16 protein-coding genes are annotated in these 18,117 nt (G+C 73.9%); 12 read left to right on the plus strand and 4 right to left on the minus strand.

The window, feature by feature from the left end; translation table 11 throughout:
* The first annotated feature begins 26 nt into the window (after positions 1-26).
* The 3 genes from NOD94_RS29120 to NOD94_RS29130 all read left to right on the plus strand — a co-directional run bounded on the left by NOD94_RS29120 (position 27) and on the right by NOD94_RS29130 (position 2,313).
* Positions 27-1,196 carry an ATP-binding protein gene (locus NOD94_RS29120; RefSeq protein WP_281209139.1) on the plus strand — a complete coding sequence of 390 codons (1,170 nt, stop codon included), beginning with the start codon at positions 27-29 and terminating at the stop codon, positions 1,194-1,196.
* A 149-nt stretch (positions 1,197-1,345) separates the two neighbouring features.
* Positions 1,346-1,705: a nucleotide pyrophosphohydrolase gene (locus NOD94_RS29125; protein WP_281209140.1), complete on the plus strand. Its 360-nt coding sequence runs from the start codon at positions 1,346-1,348 to the stop codon at positions 1,703-1,705.
* A 122-nt stretch (positions 1,706-1,827) separates the two neighbouring features.
* Entirely contained in the window at positions 1,828-2,313 is a 486-nt protein-coding gene (locus NOD94_RS29130) for a DUF6099 family protein (RefSeq protein ID WP_281209119.1), read from the plus strand.
* Positions 2,314-2,525: 212 nt separating this feature from the next.
* Here NOD94_RS29130 and NOD94_RS29135 read toward each other — a convergent pair whose 3' ends face one another.
* A complete protein-coding gene (locus tag NOD94_RS29135; protein ID WP_281209141.1) occupies positions 2,526-2,789 on the minus strand; it encodes a hypothetical protein in 264 nt (87 codons plus the stop codon).
* A 204-nt stretch (positions 2,790-2,993) separates the two neighbouring features.
* Here NOD94_RS29135 and NOD94_RS29140 point away from each other — a divergent pair, with 204 nt between their 5' ends.
* The 7 genes from NOD94_RS29140 to argF all read left to right on the plus strand — a co-directional run bounded on the left by NOD94_RS29140 (position 2,994) and on the right by argF (position 12,458).
* Positions 2,994-3,917, plus strand: a complete 924-nt coding sequence (locus NOD94_RS29140) for an LLM class F420-dependent oxidoreductase (protein ID WP_281209120.1) — start codon at positions 2,994-2,996, stop codon at positions 3,915-3,917.
* A gap of 21 nt (positions 3,918-3,938) precedes the next feature.
* Positions 3,939-4,841, plus strand: a complete 903-nt coding sequence (gene mmuM / locus NOD94_RS29145) for a homocysteine S-methyltransferase (RefSeq protein ID WP_281209121.1) — start codon at positions 3,939-3,941, stop codon at positions 4,839-4,841.
* A 131-nt stretch (positions 4,842-4,972) separates the two neighbouring features.
* On the plus strand, positions 4,973-6,490 hold the full coding sequence (locus NOD94_RS29150; RefSeq protein ID WP_281209122.1) for a 3' terminal RNA ribose 2'-O-methyltransferase Hen1: 1,518 nt from the start codon (positions 4,973-4,975) through the stop codon (positions 6,488-6,490).
* The gene (locus tag NOD94_RS29155) at positions 6,487-9,075 is read left to right on the plus strand and encodes a polynucleotide kinase-phosphatase (RefSeq protein WP_281209123.1); all 2,589 of its coding nucleotides are present in this window, start codon (positions 6,487-6,489) and stop codon (positions 9,073-9,075) included. Before NOD94_RS29150 ends, NOD94_RS29155 begins: the two co-directional genes overlap by 4 nt.
* A 517-nt stretch (positions 9,076-9,592) precedes the next feature.
* Positions 9,593-10,060 (plus strand): hypothetical protein, encoded by a 468-nt coding sequence (locus tag NOD94_RS29160; protein ID WP_281209124.1) that lies wholly within the window; start codon positions 9,593-9,595, stop codon positions 10,058-10,060.
* Positions 10,061-10,115: 55 nt separating this feature from the next.
* Entirely contained in the window at positions 10,116-11,342 is a 1,227-nt protein-coding gene (locus tag NOD94_RS29165; protein WP_281209125.1) for an arginine deiminase, read from the plus strand.
* A gap of 105 nt (positions 11,343-11,447) precedes the next feature.
* The gene (argF, locus tag NOD94_RS29170; protein WP_281209126.1) at positions 11,448-12,458 is read left to right on the plus strand and encodes an ornithine carbamoyltransferase; all 1,011 of its coding nucleotides are present in this window, start codon (positions 11,448-11,450) and stop codon (positions 12,456-12,458) included.
* On the opposite strand, the gene NOD94_RS29175 is transcribed toward argF, so the two are convergent.
* A complete protein-coding gene (locus NOD94_RS29175; RefSeq protein ID WP_281209127.1) occupies positions 12,459-12,908 on the minus strand; it encodes an ATP-binding protein in 450 nt (149 codons plus the stop codon).
* 256 nt (positions 12,909-13,164) lie between these two features.
* Here NOD94_RS29175 and NOD94_RS29180 point away from each other — a divergent pair, with 256 nt between their 5' ends.
* A complete protein-coding gene (locus tag NOD94_RS29180; protein WP_281209128.1) occupies positions 13,165-13,992 on the plus strand; it encodes an enoyl-CoA hydratase family protein in 828 nt (275 codons plus the stop codon).
* 4 nt (positions 13,993-13,996) lie between these two features.
* Entirely contained in the window at positions 13,997-16,282 is a 2,286-nt protein-coding gene (locus NOD94_RS29185) for a bifunctional salicylyl-CoA 5-hydroxylase/oxidoreductase (protein ID WP_281209129.1), read from the plus strand.
* Between the two features lie 18 nt (positions 16,283-16,300).
* Here NOD94_RS29185 and NOD94_RS29190 read toward each other — a convergent pair whose 3' ends face one another.
* Together NOD94_RS29190 and NOD94_RS29195 are read right to left on the minus strand one after the other, a co-directional pair.
* A complete protein-coding gene (locus NOD94_RS29190) occupies positions 16,301-17,140 on the minus strand; it encodes a GNAT family N-acetyltransferase (protein WP_281209130.1) in 840 nt (279 codons plus the stop codon).
* A 174-nt stretch (positions 17,141-17,314) separates the two neighbouring features.
* Positions 17,315-18,115, minus strand: coding sequence for a PaaX family transcriptional regulator C-terminal domain-containing protein (locus NOD94_RS29195; protein ID WP_281209131.1), 801 nt, complete (start codon positions 18,113-18,115; stop codon positions 17,315-17,317).
* Positions 18,116-18,117: the final 2 nt, after the last annotated feature.

An 18,117-nucleotide genomic window follows, 5' to 3' on the forward strand; every position in this document is an offset into this window, starting at 1 on the left:
CCTCCGGGTCCGAGGCACCGGCGCACCTGCGCCCGACCGTCACCGAATTACGGCTGTCCGCCTTCGCGGCGCACCGCGCCGCGGTGTTCCCGCTCGGGCCCGTCACCCTCTTCGCCGGGCCGAGCGGCAGCGGCAAGTCCCAGGCCCTGGCCGCCTACCAGGCCCTGGCCGGGCTCGGCTGCGGAAGCCCGCTCGACGACGTGTTCCCGGACCCGGTCGCCCGGGTCCCCGAAACGGCCGTCCCCGACGCCGACGGGCGGCGCGGGTTCCGGATCGGCTGCACCGTCGACGGCCCGGTCGGGCCGGTCCGCCTCGACCTCGCCGTACAGGCCGAGCCCGAACTGCGCGTCGTCGGCGAACGGCTCTCGCAGGACGGTCAGATCCTGCTCAGCACCGCCCTGTGCGATCCCCGCCGGCGATCCGTCCAGGCCGGCTGGTTCACCGGAGGCGCCGTCGGGGTCACCCGCGCCCCGCTGCCCGACGACCGGCTCGGCACCGCCCTGCTGCCCCTGCGCGTCGCCGGATCCACCGCCGGGCAGCGGCGCGTCCTGGCCGCGGCCGAGCAGGTGGTGGTCGCGCTGCGCTCGGTGTTCCCCTGCGACCCCCGCCCCGAGCGGATGCGCGGACCCGTCACGCCGGGCGAGGGCCGGCTGCGCGGCGACTGCGCCAACCTGGCCGACGTCCTGCGCCGGACCCGCCACGAGTGCGGCACCCGGCACGCCCTGCTCGCCGCGGCGGCCCGCACCGGGTGCGCGGGCCCGGTGGCCGCGCTCGACGTACGGGTCTGCGAGGGCGAACCCGGCGGTGGGGACGGGGCCTTCGGCGCGTTCCAGGCCGCCCGCACGGGTCTCGTCACCGGCCTGCTGGACCGCGGCCCCGGGCGCCCCGCCACCGAACTCGGCCGGCTCGCCGCGGGCGAACTCCGCTTCCTCGCCCTGGCCCTGGTCCTGCTCACCGGCCCCGGCGTGCTCGCCGTGGACCCCGCCGCCGAACTGCTGTCCGCCCGGCAGGCGCTGACCGTGCTCGCCGACGACCTCGACCGCGGGCTCGACCGGCGCCAGAGCGCCGAACTGCTGCGGCTGGCCCTGCTTTCCGGGGCGCGCGGCCACATCCGGCTGGTCGGAGCCGTCGGCGAGGACACCGCCGGAACCGCCCGGGATCTTCCGGGCGTCTCGGTGGTAGACCTGTCCCCATGAACGCCGTACCCATGGACGACAGTCAGGACTTCCCCGCGGACTGCTCGGAGGACTTCACCACGGGCTCCCGGGCGGGCAGGCACGAGTCCTCCCGCGACGCCTCTTCCGAGGGGGTGCCGCAGGGCCTTCCGCAGGGCCTTCCGCACGGTCTGCCACAGGTGGAGCGGCTCCACCTGCTGCAACGACGGCTCGCCGAGTTCGCGGCGGCCCGGGGCTGGGGTCCGTACCACACGCCCAAGAACCTGGCCGTGGCCCTGAGCGTGGAGGCGTCGGAACTGGTCGAAATCTTCCAGTGGTTGACCCCGGAGCAGTCCGCCGCGGTGATGGAAAAGCCCGAAACCGCACACAAGGTGGCCGACGAGGTGGCCGACGTGCTCGCGTATCTGCTGCAATTCTGTGAGGTCCTGGGGGTGGACGTGCTGGACGCGCTCGCCGCGAAGATCGAGAGGAACGAACTCCGTTTCCCGGTGACCGGAACCTCGACCACTGATCGTCACTCTTCGGAGTGATGGCGTCGTCCACAACCACGTTTTGTGTCCACAGATTTCCGAATACCCCTGGCTTTACTGGCTCGTTGCCTTCACTCTGGGTAGTGGAGAACGGCGGATGTCGTGCGGACGGGGGACGGCATATGGATGCGGTACGGCTCATCGCGGCCGGGCGGCACGCGCTGGCACAGAGCGGGGCCGCGTGGGACATCGTGAGCGAGGCCTGGCAGGCCCAGGCGCTCGCCCAAGGAGTGGGGAGCTGGTTGGCGGTCACCGGGCCGCCGGAGCTCAGAGCGGAGGCACGGGGACTGGGAGAAGCGGGAGGCAGAGGCTGCGGGGTGATCGACCGGGCCGCACTGCGGGGCGAGGGCACGGCGCCGCAGCAGCCACCGAGGGCGGCGCAACTGACCGGTGTGGCGGACATACGGCCGGCGCTCCTGGGACTCCAGGCGCTGCTCGGTGAGGTCGGCATAGCACTCGTCGGGGTGGCCTGCGGGACGGACGACGAGAGCCTGTACTGGCAGTCCATGGAATCCATCGACGCGGCGGACGAATCGAGCGACCGGGTACGGGCACTGCTGCGCCGGATGACCGTCCGGGAACGCGGATCGGCCTCGGGCGTCGCCTGAGAGCGTCGGGCCGACGGGCGGTGCCCGCGCCAGGAAGGTCGAGCGGGCGCGGGGTTCGCGTGCGTGCGGGCTCGGCGGGTGCGGGGTTCGGGTGGGTGCGGGCACGGCGGGTGCGGGGTTCGCGTGGGTGCGGGCACGGCTCGGGTGCGTGCGGGTGCGAGTAGGGGTCCCGCCGCGCGCGACGGGACCCCGCACGGTCGGAACGACCGGTCTCAGTGGCGCTCGCCCTCGTACGTGTGGTGGCCCGGAGCCGGCCGGGCGGTCGGGGAGGTGCGGTCCGCGGAGTGCTGGAGGTCCGCGTCGAGCTGCGACAGGTCGGCGTTCAGCGCCGCCATCAGCTCCTCCATCTGCTGGAGCAGCCCCTTCGGCGCACCGCCCTGGCCGGGTACCGGGGACTCCTGGAGTGCGTGGTCGTGTGCTGCCCGTCCGGTCGGTCCGGTCTGGTGGCGGGTTCCCGGCACGGCCTCTTGGGACATGGCGGCCTCCTCGGCCCTGGCCCCTCCCAGCGGGAGGGGGGCGGTGGACGCGCCGGACGGTGAGCCGCCGGCGCGCGGGCCGGCGGTCCGGCTCCGTCCGAGCCAACGATCCCCATCCGTGCTGGTCACTGGCGGGCCCGAGGGCGCCGCGTCCGGTTGACGCGGATTCACCCGGCGGGGGAGGGGGACGGGCAGGATGGGGGCATGGATCTTCGCATTTTCACCGAACCCCAGCAGGGCGCCGACTACGAGACCCTCCTGACCGTCGCCAAGGCCACCGAGGACCTGGGCTTCGACGCGTTCTTCCGCTCCGACCACTACCTGCGGATGGGCTCCGCCGACGGCCTGCCCGGCCCCACGGACGCCTGGATCACCCTCGCGGGCCTGGCCCGCGAGACCAAGCGGATCCGGCTCGGCACGCTGATGACGGCCGGCACCTTCCGGCTGCCGGGCGTCCTCGCGATCCAGGTGGCGCAGGTCGACCGGATGTCCGGCGGCCGGATCGAGCTCGGCCTGGGCGCCGGCTGGTTCGAGGAGGAGCACAAGGCGTACGGGATCCCCTTCCCCGCGGAGCGGATGTCCCGGCTGGAGGAGCAACTGGCCATCGTCACCGGCCTGTGGGCCACCGCGCCCGGAGCCACGTTCGACTACCGGGGCAAGCACTACCGGGTGGAGAACTCACCCGCCCTGCCCAAGCCCGCCCAGGCCAAGGTGCCCGTCCTCGTGGGTGGGCACGGCGCGAAGCGCACCCCGCGCCTCGCCGCCCGCTACGCGGACGAGTTCAACATGCCGTTCGCCTCGATCGAGGACAGCCGCCGGCAGTTCGCCCGCGTCAGGGACGCCGCCGTCGAGGCGGGCCGCAAGGCCGACGAACTCGTCTACTCCAACGCCCTCGTCGTGTGCGTCGGCAAGGACGACGCCGAGGTCGCCCGCCGGGCCGCCGCCATCGGCCGCGAGGTGGACGAACTCAAGGCCAACGGTCTGGCCGGCTCGCCGGACGAGGTAGTCGAGAAGCTCGGCACCTACGCCGCCATCGGCTCCTCCCGCGTCTACCTCCAACTCCTCGACCTCGACGACCTCGACCACCTGGAGCTGATCTCCACCCGGGTGCTGTCCCAGCTCGGCTGAGACCGGAAGGAGCCCACCGACATGCCCCGCGCGACCGGCCCGCTCGCCGCGGCCCTGGCCCACCGCACCGTGCTCCTGGACGGCGGGTTGAGCAACCAGCTCGCCGACCAGGGCTGCGACCTGTCCGGCGACCTCTGGACGGGCCGGGTCCTCGCCGAACGCCCGGACCAGGTCGAAGCGGCCCACACGGCGTACGCGCGGGCCGGCGCCGAGGTACTGACCACGGCCGGCTACCAGATCGGCCCCGACCACCCGCGCGCGGCAGCCCTGCTGCGCCGCGGCGTCGCCCTGGCCGACGCCGCCGCGCGGGCGGCGGACCACGAGGTCTGGGTGGCCGCCTCGGTGGGTCCGTACGGGGCGGTCCTCGCGGACGGTTCCGAGTACCGGGGCCGGTACGGGCTCACCGTGCGCGAACTGGCCGCCTTCCACCGCCCCCGGATCGAGGCGCTCCTGGCGCCCGGCCCGGGGGCACCGGACGTGTTGGCCCTGGAGACCGTCCCGGACACGGACGAGGCCGAGGCGCTGGTGGACGTACTGGCCGGGACGGGGGCCCGGGCCTGGTTGAGCTACACCGTCGCGGCCGGCCGCACCCGGGCGGGCCAGCCCCTCGCCGAAGCGTTCGCCCTCGCCGCCGCGGCCCCCCAGGTGATCGCGGTCGGCGTCAACTGCTGCGATCCGGCCGAGGTGCTGCCCGCCCTCGAAGCGGCCGCCGCGGTGACGGACAAGCCCCTGCTGGCCTACCCGAACGACGGCTCCGTCTGGGACGCCGCCACCCGGACCTGGCACGCGCCGCCCCCCGGCGGCCCCTGGCCCACCGACGCCTGGCAGCGTGCCGGAGCCCGGCTCGTCGGCGGCTGCTGCCGCATCACCCCGGCCCGCGTCGCACGACTGCGCACGGCCCTGACCGAAGGGGGCCGGCCCTGACCCGACCCTGACCGGAGGAACGACCCCCGCCGAAGGGGCGTCCGACCGGCCGGAGGCCGACCGGCGCGACCGCCCCCGACCGAGGCGAAAAGCAGTGGGCCCCGAGCGCGCCGCGACACATACTGAAGCGCATGTTCCTGACGATCAGCGCGACCGGCTCGACCGAGAAACCCGCCACTGACCTGGGCTTCCTGCTGCACAAGCATCCCGGGAAGGCGCAGTCGTTCTCCACCTCCCACGGCACGGCCCACGTGTTCTACCCCGAGGCCACGGCGGAGCGGTGCACGGCCGCGCTGCTGCTGGAGGTGGACCCCGTCGCACTCGTGCGGCGCGGTCGGGGCAAGGGCCGCGGCGGAGCCCCCGACGCCGCCCTCGCGCAGTACGTCAACGACCGCCCCTACGCGGCCTCCTCGCTGCTCGCCGTCGCCCTCAGCGGGGTGTTCCGCACCGCCCTGAAGGGCGTGTGCGCCGCCCGGCCGGAACTGCCCTCGCGGCCGCTCCCGCTGCGCGTCGAGATCCCGGTCCTGCCGGCCCGGGGCGGCGCCGAGCTGGTGCACCGCCTCTTCGACCCGCTCGGCTGGCTGACCGTACGGACCGAGCCCATCGCGCTCGACGAGCAGTTCCCCGAATGGGGCGACAGCCGCTACGTGCGCCTCGTCCTGGAAGGCGAGCTGAAACTCGACGACGCCCTGCGCCAGTTGTACGTCCTGCTGCCGGTGCTCGACGACGCCAAGCACTACTGGATCGCCCCCGACGAGGTCGACAAGCTGCTGCGCGCCGGGGACGGTTGGCTGGCCGCGCACCCCGAGCACGCGCTCATCACCGCCCGCTACCTGGCCCGCCACAAGCGGCTCACCCAGGACGCCCTGGAGCGCCTGGAACTGGCCCGCCTGGCCGAGGCCGACGGCAGCGAGGTGGAGGAGATCGACAACGCCGTCGACGAGTCCCGGGACACCGAGGACCGGCCGGTGCCGCTCGCGGTGCGGCGGCGGGACGCCGTCCTGACCGCGCTGCGCGCCGCCGGCGCGACCCGGGTCCTCGACCTGGGCTGCGGCCAGGGACAGCTGGTCCAGGCACTGCTCAAGGACGTCTCGTTCACCGAGATCGTCGGCGTCGACGTGTCGATGCGGGCGCTGGGCACGGCCGCCGGGCGGCTGCGGCTGGAGCGGATGGGGGAGCGGCAGGCCTCCCGCGTCAAGCTCCTGCAGGGCTCGCTCGCCTACACCGACAAGCGGCTCGTCGGCTACGACGCGGCGGTGCTCAGCGAGGTCATCGAGCACCTCGACCTGCCGAGGCTGCCCGCGTTGGAGTACGCAGTCTTCGGCTCGGCCCGCCCCCGCACCGTCCTCGTGACCACCCCGAACGTCGAATACAACGTCCGCTGGGAGTCCCTGCCCGCCGGGCACGTCCGCCACCGCGACCACCGCTTCGAATGGACCCGCGAGGAGTTCCGGACCTGGGCCGGGGAGGTCGCCGGCCGGTACGGGTACACCGTCGCGTACGTACCCGTCGGGGACGACGACCCCGAGGTCGGGCCGCCGACCCAGATGGCGGTCTTCACCCAGGCGCACGGCGCCCCCGAAACCGTCACCGCCACCACACCCACGACCACCACCACCGAGACCCCGAAGGAGGGCGAGGCGGCATGAGCGTCACCGAGACCCCCCGCGACACCCGTCGCGTACTTCCCGTCACCGACCTGTCCCTCGTCGTGCTGATCGGGGCCACCGGATCGGGCAAGTCCACCTTCGCCCGCAAGCACTTCAAGCCGACCGAGGTCCTCTCCTCCGACTACTGCCGCGGCCTGGTCGCCGACGACGAGAACGACCAGAGCGCGAGCAAGGACGCCTTCGAGGTCCTGCACTACATCGCCGGCAAGCGCCTCGCCGCCGGACGCCTGACCGTCGTCGACGCCACCAGCGTCCAGGCCGAGGCGCGCCGGGGGCTCGTCGCCCTGGCCCGCGAGCACGACGTGCTGCCCATCGCCATCGTCCTCGACATGCCCGAGGCGGTCTGCGCCGAACGCAACGCCGCCCGCCCCGACCGGGCCGGACTGCCGCGCCGGGTCATCCAGCGGCACCGCGGCGAGCTGCGCCGTTCGCTGCGCGGACTGGAGCGCGAGGGCTTCCGCAAGGTACACGTGCTGCGCTCGGTGGAGGAGGTCGAGTCGGCCGAGGTGGTGCTGGAGAAGCGCTTCAACGACCTCACCCACCTCACCGGTCCCTTCGACATCATCGGTGACATCCACGGCTGTTCCTCCGAGCTGGAGACCCTGCTCGGCAAGCTCGGTTACCGCGACGGCGTCCACCCCGAGGGCCGCACCGCCGTCTTCGTCGGCGACCTCGTCGACCGCGGCCCGGACAGCCCCGGCGTCCTGCGCCGGGTCATGGGCATGGTCAAGGCGGGCCACGCCCTCTGTGTCCCCGGGAACCACGAGAACAAGCTCGGCCGTCACCTGAAGGGCTCCAAGGTCCAGCGGACCCACGGCCTCGCCGAGACGATCGAGCAGCTCGACCGGGAGCCGGAGGAGTTCGTCAAGGAGGTACGGGAGTTCATCGCCGGCCTGGTCAGCCACTACGTCCTCGACGGCGGCCGGCTGGTGGTCTGCCACGCGGGGCTGCCCGAGAAGTACCACGGCCGGACCTCCGGCCGGGTCCGCTCGCACGCCCTCTACGGCGAGACCACCGGCGAGACCGACGAGTTCGGCCTGCCCGTGCGCTACCCGTGGGCCGAGGACTACCGCGGCAAGGCCGTCGTCGTCTACGGCCACACCCCCGTCCCGGACACCACCTGGATCAACAACACCATCTGCCTCGACACCGGAGCCGTCTTCGGCGGTCGGATGACCGCCCTGCGCTGGCCGGAGCGCGAACTGGTCGACGTACCGGCCGAGAAGGTCTGGTACGAGCCGGTCAAGCCGCTCGCCACCGAGGCGCCGGGCGGCCACGACGGTCGTCCGCTCGACCTCGCCGACGTCCACGGGCGCCGCGTCGTGGAGACCGGGCACCTGGGCAACATCACTGTCCGCGAGGAGAACGCGGCCGCCGCCCTGGAGGTCATGAGCCGCTTCGCCGTGGACCCGAGGCTCGTGCCCTACCTCCCGCCGACCATGGCGCCGACCGCGACCGCGAAGGAGGACGCCCGCGACGCAACCGCCGACGGGTCCTTCCTGGAGCACCCGGCCGAGGCCTTCGCCCAGTACCGCGCGGACGGCATCGAGCGGGTCGTGTGCGAGGAGAAGCACATGGGCTCCCGGGCCACCGTCCTGCTGTGCCGCGACGCCGACGTGGCGCGCGAGAAGTTCGGCGTGGACGGCGGAGTCACCGGCTCCCTCTACACCCGCACCGGCCGGCCCTTCTTCCAGGAGGCGGAGGTCACCGAGGAGTTCCTCGGCCGGCTGCGCGGCGCGGTCGACGCCGCCGGGCTCTGGGAGGAGCTCGACACCGACTGGCTGCTCATCGACGGGGAGCTGCTGCCCTGGTCGCTGAAGTCCACCGGCCTGCTCCGCAACCAGTACGCCGCCGTCGGCGCGGCCTCGCGCACCGTCCTCCCGGACGCCGTGGCCGCACTGGAGGCGGCCGCAGCCCGGGGCGTCGAGACCGGCCCCCTGCTGGAGCGGCAGCGGGGCAGGGCCGCCGACGCCGCCGCCTTCACCGAGGCGTACCGGCGCTACTGCTGGACCACCGACGGTCTGGACGGCGTACGGTTCGCTCCGTTCCAGCTGCTCGCGACGGCCGGGCGTTCCCTGGCGGCGGTACCCCACGACGAGCAGCTGGCCTGGCTGGACCGGCTCGCGGCGGCGGACGAGAACGCCGGCACCGGCTTGCTGCGCCGCACCGGCAGGGTGTTCGTGGACACCGGCGACGAGGCGTCGGTGAAGGCGGCCACCGACTGGTGGCTCGACCTGACGGCGACGGGCGGCGAGGGCATGGTCGTCAAGCCGCTCCAGGCCTACGCCCGGGACGGCAAGGGCCGGTTGGTCCAGCCCGGCATCAAGGTCCGCGGCCGTGAGTACCTGCGGATCATCTACGGTCCGGAGTACACGCGCCCCGACCACCTGGAGCGGCTGCGCGGCCGGTTCCTCGGGCACAAGCGCTCCCTCGCCCTGCGCGAGTACGCGCTGGGGCTGGAGGCCCTGGACCGGCTGGCGGCCGGGGAACCGCTGTGGCGGGTCCACGAGGCGGTCTTCGCGGTGCTGGCCCTGGAGTCGGAGCCGGTCGACCCCCGCCTGTGAGGGCGCGGGACACCGGCCGGCGCCCGGAGCGGGACCCGGACACGGTCCGGGCCCCGGGTCCGGCCGGCGGGTCGTCCCGCCGGCGGCGGGACAGGCCCTGGCGGCTCCGGGCGGGCCGCCCCCGCTCCGGGCGCCGTGTACGACGCGAACGAGCTCCGGAGGAACGGTTCGCCGGGGTGCGGTGGGAGAACGACCGGCGGCCGCCGGACTGTTCACCGACGAGCCGGTCCCCTACCGTTCCCCCCGTCGGCAGCGGTCACGACCACGACGCGCGGCTGCTGCCGGGGTGGAGGCGCCCGGGACGCGCGGACCGGATCTGCGCGTCGGCCCTTACGCGGCCGCGCCCGGCCCCGTACACGCGATGCCCGCGAAGTAGGCCGTATGGGGGAACTTCCGCGGAGAACGCCGGGGAAACCCCCGGCGGGATCGTTCATCCAGGGCAGCGGAATGTCCGCGACCCTGGAAGGACGGAACGTCACTTATGAAGATGACCGCGCGCGGAAGCCTTGCGGCACTCATGACCTGTATGGCCGCGGCCGGTGCGGCCTCACCGGCCGTCGCCCAGTCGGTTCCGGTGGGTGTCCCGCTGGACGCCGTGGAGACCACGCTGGGCGTGGCCGCCCCCCGCGTGGCCACCTCGGTGCCCGTCCCGATCGTCGGTGCCCCCGAGGCGCCCCGCCACCACACCGGCGACCTGCTCCCGACCCCGCTGATCCCGGTGGTGCCCGTCGGTACCGACCTCGGCGGCACCAACGTCACCTCGCCCGTGCCGAACCTGGCGGGCACTCCCGAGACGGACGGCGAGGGTTCCCTGGAGTCCCCGGCGACGACCCTGCTGGCCCGTGGTCCCGGTGCGATCGTCGGTGCCCCGCTGACGATGCCGGACGGCAGCAACTACGGGATTCCGAACCTGACGACGCCCAAGTTGGGGCTCACCACCCCGGAGCTGATCGGCGCCCCGACCGCGCTCCTCGGCCTGCGCTGAGACCGCCCGACCGCAGCGTGTTCGAAAAGCAGCCCGGTCTGGGAACGTGTAGGGCATGGGATTCCATGTCGACTCCGAGACCGGGCGGCTTCGCCGCGTCATCCTCCACCGGCCCGACCTGGAGCTGAAGCGGCTCACACCGAGCAACAAGGACGCCCTGCTCTTCGACGACGTGCTGTGGGTGCGCAGGGCCCGTCAGGAACACGACGGCTTCGCCGACGTGCTCCGCGACCGGGGCGTCGCCGTGCACCTGTTCGGCGACCTGCTGCGCGATTCCCTCGGCGTCCCCGAGGCCAGACACCTCGTACTGGACCGGGTCTTCGACGAGAAGGAGTACGGGCCGCTCGCCACCAGCCACCTGAGGGCGGCGTTCGAGGGGCTCTCCGCGGCCGACCTCGCCGAGGCGCTCGTCGGCGGCATGACCAAGCGGGAGTTCCTGGAGCGGCACTCCGAACCGGTGTCGGTGCGCTTCCACGCGATGGACCTCGACGACTTCCTGCTGGGGCCGTTGCCCAACCACCTCTTCACGCGGGACACCTCCGCCTGGATCTACGACGGGGTGTCGATCAACGCGATGCGCTGGCCGGCCCGGCAGCGCGAGACCGTGCACTTCGAGGCGATCTACCGGTACCACCCGCTGTTCACCGGTTCCGGCGCCTTCCACTACTGGTCGCAGGGCCAGTCCGACTACCCGTCGACGATCGAGGGCGGGGACGTCCTGGTCATCGGGAACGGCGCCGTGCTGATCGGGATGAGCGAGCGCACCACCCCGCAGGCGGTGGAGATGCTCGCGCGGGGCCTGTTCGCCGCCGGGTCGGCGACCGTCATCGTCGCGCTCGACATGCCCAAGCGGCGGGCCTTCATGCACCTCGACACGGTGATGACGATGGTCGACGCGGACACCTTCACCCAGTACGCGGGACTGGGCATGCTCCGCTCCTACACGATCCGGCCGGGGGAGGGGGGCCGCGGGCTCCGGGTGAGCGACCACGCGCCGGAGCACATGCACAAGGCGATCGCGGAGGCCCTCGGGCTCGGCAAGATCCGCGTCCTCACGGCCACGCAGGACGTGCACTCGGCGGAGCGCGAGCAGTGGGACGACGGCTGCAACGTGCTGGCCGTCGAACCGGGGGTGGTCGTCGCGTACGAGCGGAACGTGACCACCAACACACACCTGCGCCGGGAGGGCATCGAGGTGATCGAGATCCCGGGCAGCGAGCTGGGCCGTGGCCGCGGCGGGCCGCGGTGCATGAGCTGCCCGGTCGAGCGGGACGCTGTCTGAACTCCACCGGCCCGCCGGCCCGCCCCCCACAGGGCTCTGTATATCAATACAGGGGATCGTATAGACTTCCATCATCCCCTGTCAGCGTCACACTGGAGAGTCCCCATGGCCACCGACCTCTTCGGCCGCAGTTTCCTCAAGGAGCTCGACTTCACCGCCGCCGAGTTCCGCGGCCTGGTCGAGCTGGCGGCCGAGCTCAAGGCGGCGAAGAAGGCCGGGACCGAGGAGCGGCGCCTGGCGGGCAGGAACATCGCGCTGATCTTCGAGAAGACCTCCACGCGCACCCGCTGCGCCTTCGAGGTCGCCGCCGCCGACCAGGGCGCCGGCACCGTGTACCTGGACCCCTCCGGCTCCCAGATGGGACACAAGGAGTCCGTCCGCGACACGGCGCGCGTCCTCGGCCGGATGTTCGACGGGATCGAGTACCGGGGCGACAGCCAGGACGCGGTCGAGGAGCTCGCCGCCCACGCCGGCGTGCCCGTCTTCAACGGCCTGACGAACGACTGGCACCCCACCCAGATGCTCGCCGACGTGCTCACCATCACCGAACACGGTACGAAGCCCCTGGAGCGGACCGCGTTCGCCTACCTCGGCGACGCCCGCTTCAACATGGGCAACTCCTACCTGGTGACCGGCGCGCTGCTGGGCATCGACGTACGGATCGTCGCGCCGAAGGAGTACTGGCCGGCCGAGGCCGTCGTCGCGCGGGCCCGCGAGCTGGCCGCCGCCTCCGGGGCCCGGATCACCCTCACCGAGGACGTCGCCGAGGGTGTGGCGCAGGCCGACTTCGTGGCCACCGACGTGTGGGTCTCCATGGGCGAGCCCAAGGAGGTCTGGGCCGAGCGGATCCAGGCGCTGGCCCCGTACGCCGTCACGATGGACGTGCTGCGGGCGACGGGCAACCCGGACGTGAGGTTCCTCCACTGCCTGCCCGCCTACCACGACCTCGGAACCGAGGTCGCGCGCGACGTGCACGAGCGGTACGGCCTGGACTCGCTGGAGGTCACGGACGAGGTCTTCGAGTCGGCGCACTCCGTCGTCTTCGACCAGGCCGAGAACCGGCTCCACACGATCAAGGCCGTCCTGGTGGCCACGCTCGCGAAGCCGCTCGCATAGTCATGCGCGGGGCCGCGGGACGCGGGCGCCGGCGCCCGCCGCGGGGCGCGCCAGGAGGGTGAACCAGACGGCCTTGCCGTGAGCGGTGCGGCGGTGGCCGCAGTCGGAACTCAGCGTCCGGATCAGCAGCAGGCCGCGGCCGTGCTCCTGCCAGGGGTCCGGGTGCGTGTCGTCCGGGCGGGCCGTCAGGTCGCCCGGCGGGTACGGGTCCCCGTCGTGGACCTCGACCTGGCAGCCGTTCGCCAGCAGTTCCACGACCAGCTCGATCCCGGCGCCCTCGGCGGTGTGCTCCACGGCGTTGGCGACCAGCTCGGCCGTCAGCAGTTCCGCGGTGTCGCTGTCGGCGGCCGGTTCGGCCTCCGTGAGCGCGGTCCGGACCAGGGCCCGGGCGAGGGGCACGGCGGCGACCGTGTGCGGGAGGGCGATCCGCCAGGTGGCGGGATCGGGCACGGCAGGCCTCCGTTTCCGTGGGGTGCGATGGCTCGCGAGGCGGATCGTCCCGGCGCAGGAGGGGCTGCCCGGTCGCGGGGAAGGGAACTCCCGCTTTCAACCATACGAACCCCCGTCGGCGCCCCGTAGGGCACCCCGACCGAACGGAGGGCAACCACGGTCTCCGGCGGGCGGGACCTTCGTCACGCCCGGCGCCCGCAACCCATCTGTCGCGTTTCTGTGACGGCAGTCAAGAGTCGGTGATACCGTCGGTTCCGTGAGCCCCTTCACCGGTTCCACACCAGCGACCGAACGGTGGCGCCACCTGCGGGTGACCCGGCAGGACGGCGTGGCCACCGTCACCCTCGACCGCCCCGAGAAGCTGAACGCGCTCACCTTCGGCGCCTACGCCGACCTGCGCGACCTGCTCGCCGAACTGTCCCGCGAACGCTCCGTGCGAGCCCTCGTCCTGGCCGGCGAGGGGCGCGGCTTCTGCTCCGGCGGAGACGTGGACGAGATCATCGGCGCCACCCTCGCCATGGACACCGCCGAACTCCTCGACTTCAACCGGATGACCGGCCAGGTGGTCCGCGCCGTGCGCGAATGCCCCTTCCCGGTGATCGCCGCCGTGCACGGGGTGGCGGCCGGCGCCGGCGCCGTCCTCGCCCTCGCCGCCGACTTCCGGATCGCCGACCCCACCGCCCGCTTCGCGTTCCTCTTCACCCGGGTCGGACTCTCCGGCGGCGACATGGGCGCCGCCTACCTGCTGCCCCGGGTCGTCGGCCTCGGCCACGCCACCCGACTCCTCATGCTCGGGGAACCCGTACGGGCCCCCGAGGCGGAGCGGATCGGGCTGCTCAGCGAACTCGTCGACGAGGGCAAGGCGGACGCCCGCGCCGCCGAACTGGCCGCCCGACTCGCCGCCGGACCCGCCCTCGCCCACGCCCAGACCAAAGCGCTGCTGACCGCGGAACTCGACATGCCGCTGGCCGCGTCGGTCGAGCTGGACGCCAACACGCAGGCCCTCCTCATGCACGGTCAGGACTACGCGGAGTTCCACGCGGCCTTCACCGGGAAGCGCCCGCCGGAGTGGAAGGGCAGGTAGCCGGATGACCACGAGCGCCCTGCGGGTGGCCGTCGTCGGCGGGGGACCGGGCGGTCTCTACACCGCCGCACTCCTGGCCCGGCAGGGCCACTCCGTCGAGGTCTGGGAACGCCGGGCCCCCGACGACACCTTCGGCTTCGGCGTCGTCCTCTCCGACGAGACCCTGGGCGGCATCGAACGGGCCGACACCGTCGTCCACGCCGCGCTCGGCGCCGAGTTCGTCCGCTGGGACGACGTGGACGTGGTGCACCGCGGCCGGCTGCTCACCTCCGGAGGCCACGGCTTCGCGGCGCTGGGCCGGCGCCGGCTGCTGGAGATCCTGCACGAGCGCTGCGCCGGCCTCGGGGTCCGCCTGCGCTTCCGTGCCGACGCCCCCGACGCCTTCGCCCTCGCCGCGACCCACGACCTGGTCGTCGCCGCGGACGGGGTGCACAGCGCCACCCGCACCAGCGGCGCCGCGCACTTCCGGCCCACCGTCACCGAAGGACGCTGCCGCTACATCTGGCTCGCCGCCGACTTCGCCTTCGACGCGTTCCGCTTCGAGATCGCCGAGACCGAGCACGGCGTCATGCAGCTGCACGCCTACCCGTACTCCGCCGACGCCTCCACCGTGATCGTCGAGATGCGCGAGGAGGTGTGGCGCGCGGCCGGGTTCGACCTCTGCGACGAGGACGAGTCGGCGGCCCGCTGCGCCAAGACCTTCGCCGACGCCCTGCGGGGACGGCCCCTGCGCGGCAACCGCTCGGCGTGGACCCGCTTCCCGACCGTCGTCTGCGGGCAGTGGTCGCACGGCAACGTCGCCCTGGTCGGCGACGCCGCGCACACCGCCCACTTCTCCATCGGCTCCGGCACCAAACTCGCCGTCGAGGACGCCCTCGCCCTCGCCGACGCCCTGGCGCCGGCGCGCGCCGGCGGACGCGGCGTACCGGAAGCCCTCGCGGCGTACGAGGAGGTCCGGCGCCCCGCCGTGGCCAGCACCCAGCGGGCGGCCGCCGCCAGCATGCGCTGGTTCGAGGAGATCGACTCCTACGTCGGCCAGCCCGCCCGGCAGTTCGCCTTCAACCTGCTCACCCGGAGCCGGCGCGTCACCCACGACAACCTCAGGCTGCGCGACCCCCGCTTCACCCGCGCGGTGGAACGGGACTTCGGCTGCCCGCAGCAGGACCCGCAGGACCCGCGCGGCACGGGAACACCGCCGATGTTCACCCCGTTCACCCTGCGCGGGCTGACCCTGCGCAACCGCGTCGTCGTCTCGCCCATGGACATGTACTCCGCGCGCGACGGGGTGCCCGGGGACTTCCACCTGGTGCACCTGGGAGCGCGGGCCCTGGGCGGCGCCGGACTCGTCATGACCGAGATGGTCTGCGTGAGCCCCGAAGGCCGCATCACGCCCGCCTGCGCCGGCCTGTGGACGGCGGAGCAGGCCACCGCCTGGAAGCGGATCGTGGACTTCGTGCACACCTCCGCACCCGGCGCGGCCCTGGGCGTCCAGCTCGGCCACTCCGGCCGCAAGGGCTCGACGCGCGTGATGTGGGAGGGCATGGACGAACCCCTCCCACAGGACAACTGGCCGCTCGTCGCGGCCTCGGCCCTGCCCTGGAAACCGGGCGTGTCCGCCCTTCCGCGCGCCCTCGCCACCGACGACCTCGGCGCGATCCGCTCCGAGTTCGCGGCGGCCGCCGTACGCGCCGCGGACTGCGGCTTCGACCTGCTGGAACTGCACTGCGCGCACGGCTACCTGCTGTCCGGGTTCCTGTCCCCGCTCACCAACCACCGCGACGACGCCTACGGCGGCCCCCTGGAGAACCGGCTGCGGTTCCCGCTGGAGGTCTTCGACGCCGTCCGCGAGGTCTGGCCGCAGGACCGGCCCATGACGGTCCGCCTCTCCGCGACCGACTGGGCCCCCGGCGGCACCACGCCCGAGGAGGCCGAGCGGATCGCCGCCGCGTTCGCCGCCCACGGCGCCGACGCCGTGGACGTGTCCACGGGCCAGGTCGTGGCCGACGAACAGCCCGAGTACGGGCGCTCCTACCAGACCCCGCACGCCGACCGGATCCGCAACGCCCTCGGCGTCCCCGTCATCGCGGTCGGCGCCATCTCCTCCTGGGACGACGTCAACTCCCTGCTCCTCGCGGGCCGCGCCGACCTGTGCGCGGTCGGCCGCCCCCACCTCTACGACCCGAACTGGACCCTGCACGCGGCCGCCGACCAGGACTACGCCGGCCCGGCCGCCCCCTGGCCCGACCCGTACCGCGCGGGCAGCCGCAAACCGCCGACGGGCCGGGGCTGAGGACCCGACGGCACGCGTTCACACCGCTTCGAGCCGGAGCCGGTCGTCGCACGGGACGTAGCCGAGCCGCTGGTAGACGCCGTTGCTGGTGGGGTTCGCCAGGTCGGTGAAGAGCAGCACCTCGCGCGCCCCGGCCGCCCGCGCCCCCTCGGTCGCGGCGTGCGTCACCCCCGTGGCGTAGCCCCGGCCGCGTTCCCCCGGCGGCGTGTACACCGGGCCGATCCGGGAGGCGGAGCCGATCGGGCGGGAGAAGCCCGCCACGGACACCGGGGTGCCCGCGTGCTCCCACAGCAGGAACCCGCCGTACGCGATCCGGTCGCGCAGGGCCGTCGGGGAGGCCGTTCCGGGGCTGTCGACCTCCCGGTTGAACTCCTCGACCCACTCCAGGAGCAGCGCCAGGTCCGCCTCCCGCGCGGGCCGGGCCCGCCCCGCCGGTCGCGGGTCCGGGGCGGCCAGGGTGTCCAGCCGGTACAGCCGGATCTCCTCCACGACCCGGACCGGCTTCCCCCAGGCCCCGGCCAGGGTCCGCGCGTCAGGGCTGCGTGCGTCGATGCCGGCGACCCCCGCGAGCAGCGGCTCCGACACGAGGGCGGCGCTCAGCGCGAGTACGGCCTCCGGGGGCAGCGCGCCGAGCAGCAGGGGGAACGGCGGCGTGCACAGCACTCCGCCGGAGACGGCCCCGTCGGGCCCCGTCCACCAACCGAAGACGGGGTCGGCGGGGCCGTGGGCGTGGAGGCCGCGCCGCTCCAGCGAGTCGGCGACGGTCAGCAGGACGGTGTTGAGTACGGGCTGCGCGGCCACGGCCGGGCGCGCGACGGCCTGATAGGCCGCCAGATCATTGCTGAAGGTCCATGTCATGCCCCATCGTGCCGGGCCCCGCGGGGCCCGCGCACCGGAGTTTCCGCGCGGCGCCGGCGGGCCGGAAAGCGGGCACGGGCCGGGGGCGGCGCCACCGCCGCGCCCACCGCCGCACCTGGCGCGCGCCCCCCCCGAACCTCGCCCACCCCGCACCCCGTACGCGTCAGGGAGGCGTCACTCCCGCACGAACAGCGCGCCCGTGTCGCGCAGCCGCGCGTGGAGCTCGGCGAAGACCGCCGCCGCCCGGTCGCCCGGCCAGTCGGCGGGCAGCAGCTCGCGCGGCAGCCCGGGGTCCGCGTACGGCAGCCGCCGCCAGGTGTCCAGCGCCAGGAGGTACGTCCGGTAGGCCTCCTCCGGGCCGGGCCCGGCGCCGGGCTGCAGGGCCCGTAGGGCAGGTTCGTGCAGGTCGAGGAACTCCTCGTGCTGCTTGGCCAGCGCCGCCAGGTCCCACCAGCGGGCAACGGCCTCGGCCGTCGGGGCGAAGCCGAGGTGGCCGCCGCGGAACAGCTCCACGTACGCCGTCAGGTGCAGGCGCTCCAGGGTGTGGCCGGTCTCCCCCGCCAGGTGCGCGGGGGCGATCCAGACGCCGGGCGCGACGGCCCCGAAACCCAGCCGGGCCAGCCGGGACCGCAGCAGGTGCCGCTTGTGCCGTTCCTGCTCCGGGACGGAGAAGACCGCGACGAGCCACTCCTCCGAGACGGGGACGCGGCCGTAGATCCGCCGGTCGCCGTCCTCCAGCAGCTGACGGGCCTCATCGGACAGGACGTACCCGGCCGCGCCGTCCGCCGCCCGCGCGGGCTCCAGGAACCCGCGCCGTTTCAGGCGGGACACCGAGGAACGGACGGAGGGCGCGTCGACCCCGGCCGCGCCCAGCAGGCGGACCAGGGCGGACACCGGTACGGGACCCTCGAAGGACCGTCCGTAGGCGCCGTAGAAGGTGACGATCAGAGATCGCGGAGTGTGCTGCTCGGCCACGG

The sequence above is a fragment of the Streptomyces sp. Isolate_45 genome, from assembly GCF_024721315.2.
Lineage (GTDB): Bacteria > Actinomycetota > Actinomycetes > Streptomycetales > Streptomycetaceae > Streptomyces.

What these genes read in the sequence shown, in the direction of transcription:
- NOD94_RS29130 (WP_281209119.1), top strand. Translation starts at nt 1,828, where the DNA reads ATGGATGCGGTACGGCTCATCGCGGCCGGGCGGCACGCGCTGGCACAG.
- NOD94_RS29135 (WP_281209141.1), bottom strand. Translation starts at nt 2,789, where the DNA reads ATGTCCCAAGAGGCCGTGCCGGGAACCCGCCACCAGACCGGACCGACC.
- NOD94_RS29140 (WP_281209120.1), top strand. Translation starts at nt 2,994, where the DNA reads ATGGATCTTCGCATTTTCACCGAACCCCAGCAGGGCGCCGACTACGAG.
- mmuM (WP_281209121.1), top strand. Translation starts at nt 3,939, where the DNA reads ATGCCCCGCGCGACCGGCCCGCTCGCCGCGGCCCTGGCCCACCGCACC.
- NOD94_RS29150 (WP_281209122.1), top strand. Translation starts at nt 4,973, where the DNA reads ATGTTCCTGACGATCAGCGCGACCGGCTCGACCGAGAAACCCGCCACT.
- NOD94_RS29155 (WP_281209123.1), top strand. Translation starts at nt 6,487, where the DNA reads ATGAGCGTCACCGAGACCCCCCGCGACACCCGTCGCGTACTTCCCGTC.
- NOD94_RS29160 (WP_281209124.1), top strand. Translation starts at nt 9,593, where the DNA reads ATGACCTGTATGGCCGCGGCCGGTGCGGCCTCACCGGCCGTCGCCCAG.
- NOD94_RS29165 (WP_281209125.1), top strand. Translation starts at nt 10,116, where the DNA reads ATGGGATTCCATGTCGACTCCGAGACCGGGCGGCTTCGCCGCGTCATC.
- argF (WP_281209126.1), top strand. Translation starts at nt 11,448, where the DNA reads ATGGCCACCGACCTCTTCGGCCGCAGTTTCCTCAAGGAGCTCGACTTC.
- NOD94_RS29185 (WP_281209129.1), top strand. Translation starts at nt 13,997, where the DNA reads ATGACCACGAGCGCCCTGCGGGTGGCCGTCGTCGGCGGGGGACCGGGC.
- NOD94_RS29190 (WP_281209130.1), bottom strand. Translation starts at nt 17,140, where the DNA reads ATGACATGGACCTTCAGCAATGATCTGGCGGCCTATCAGGCCGTCGCG.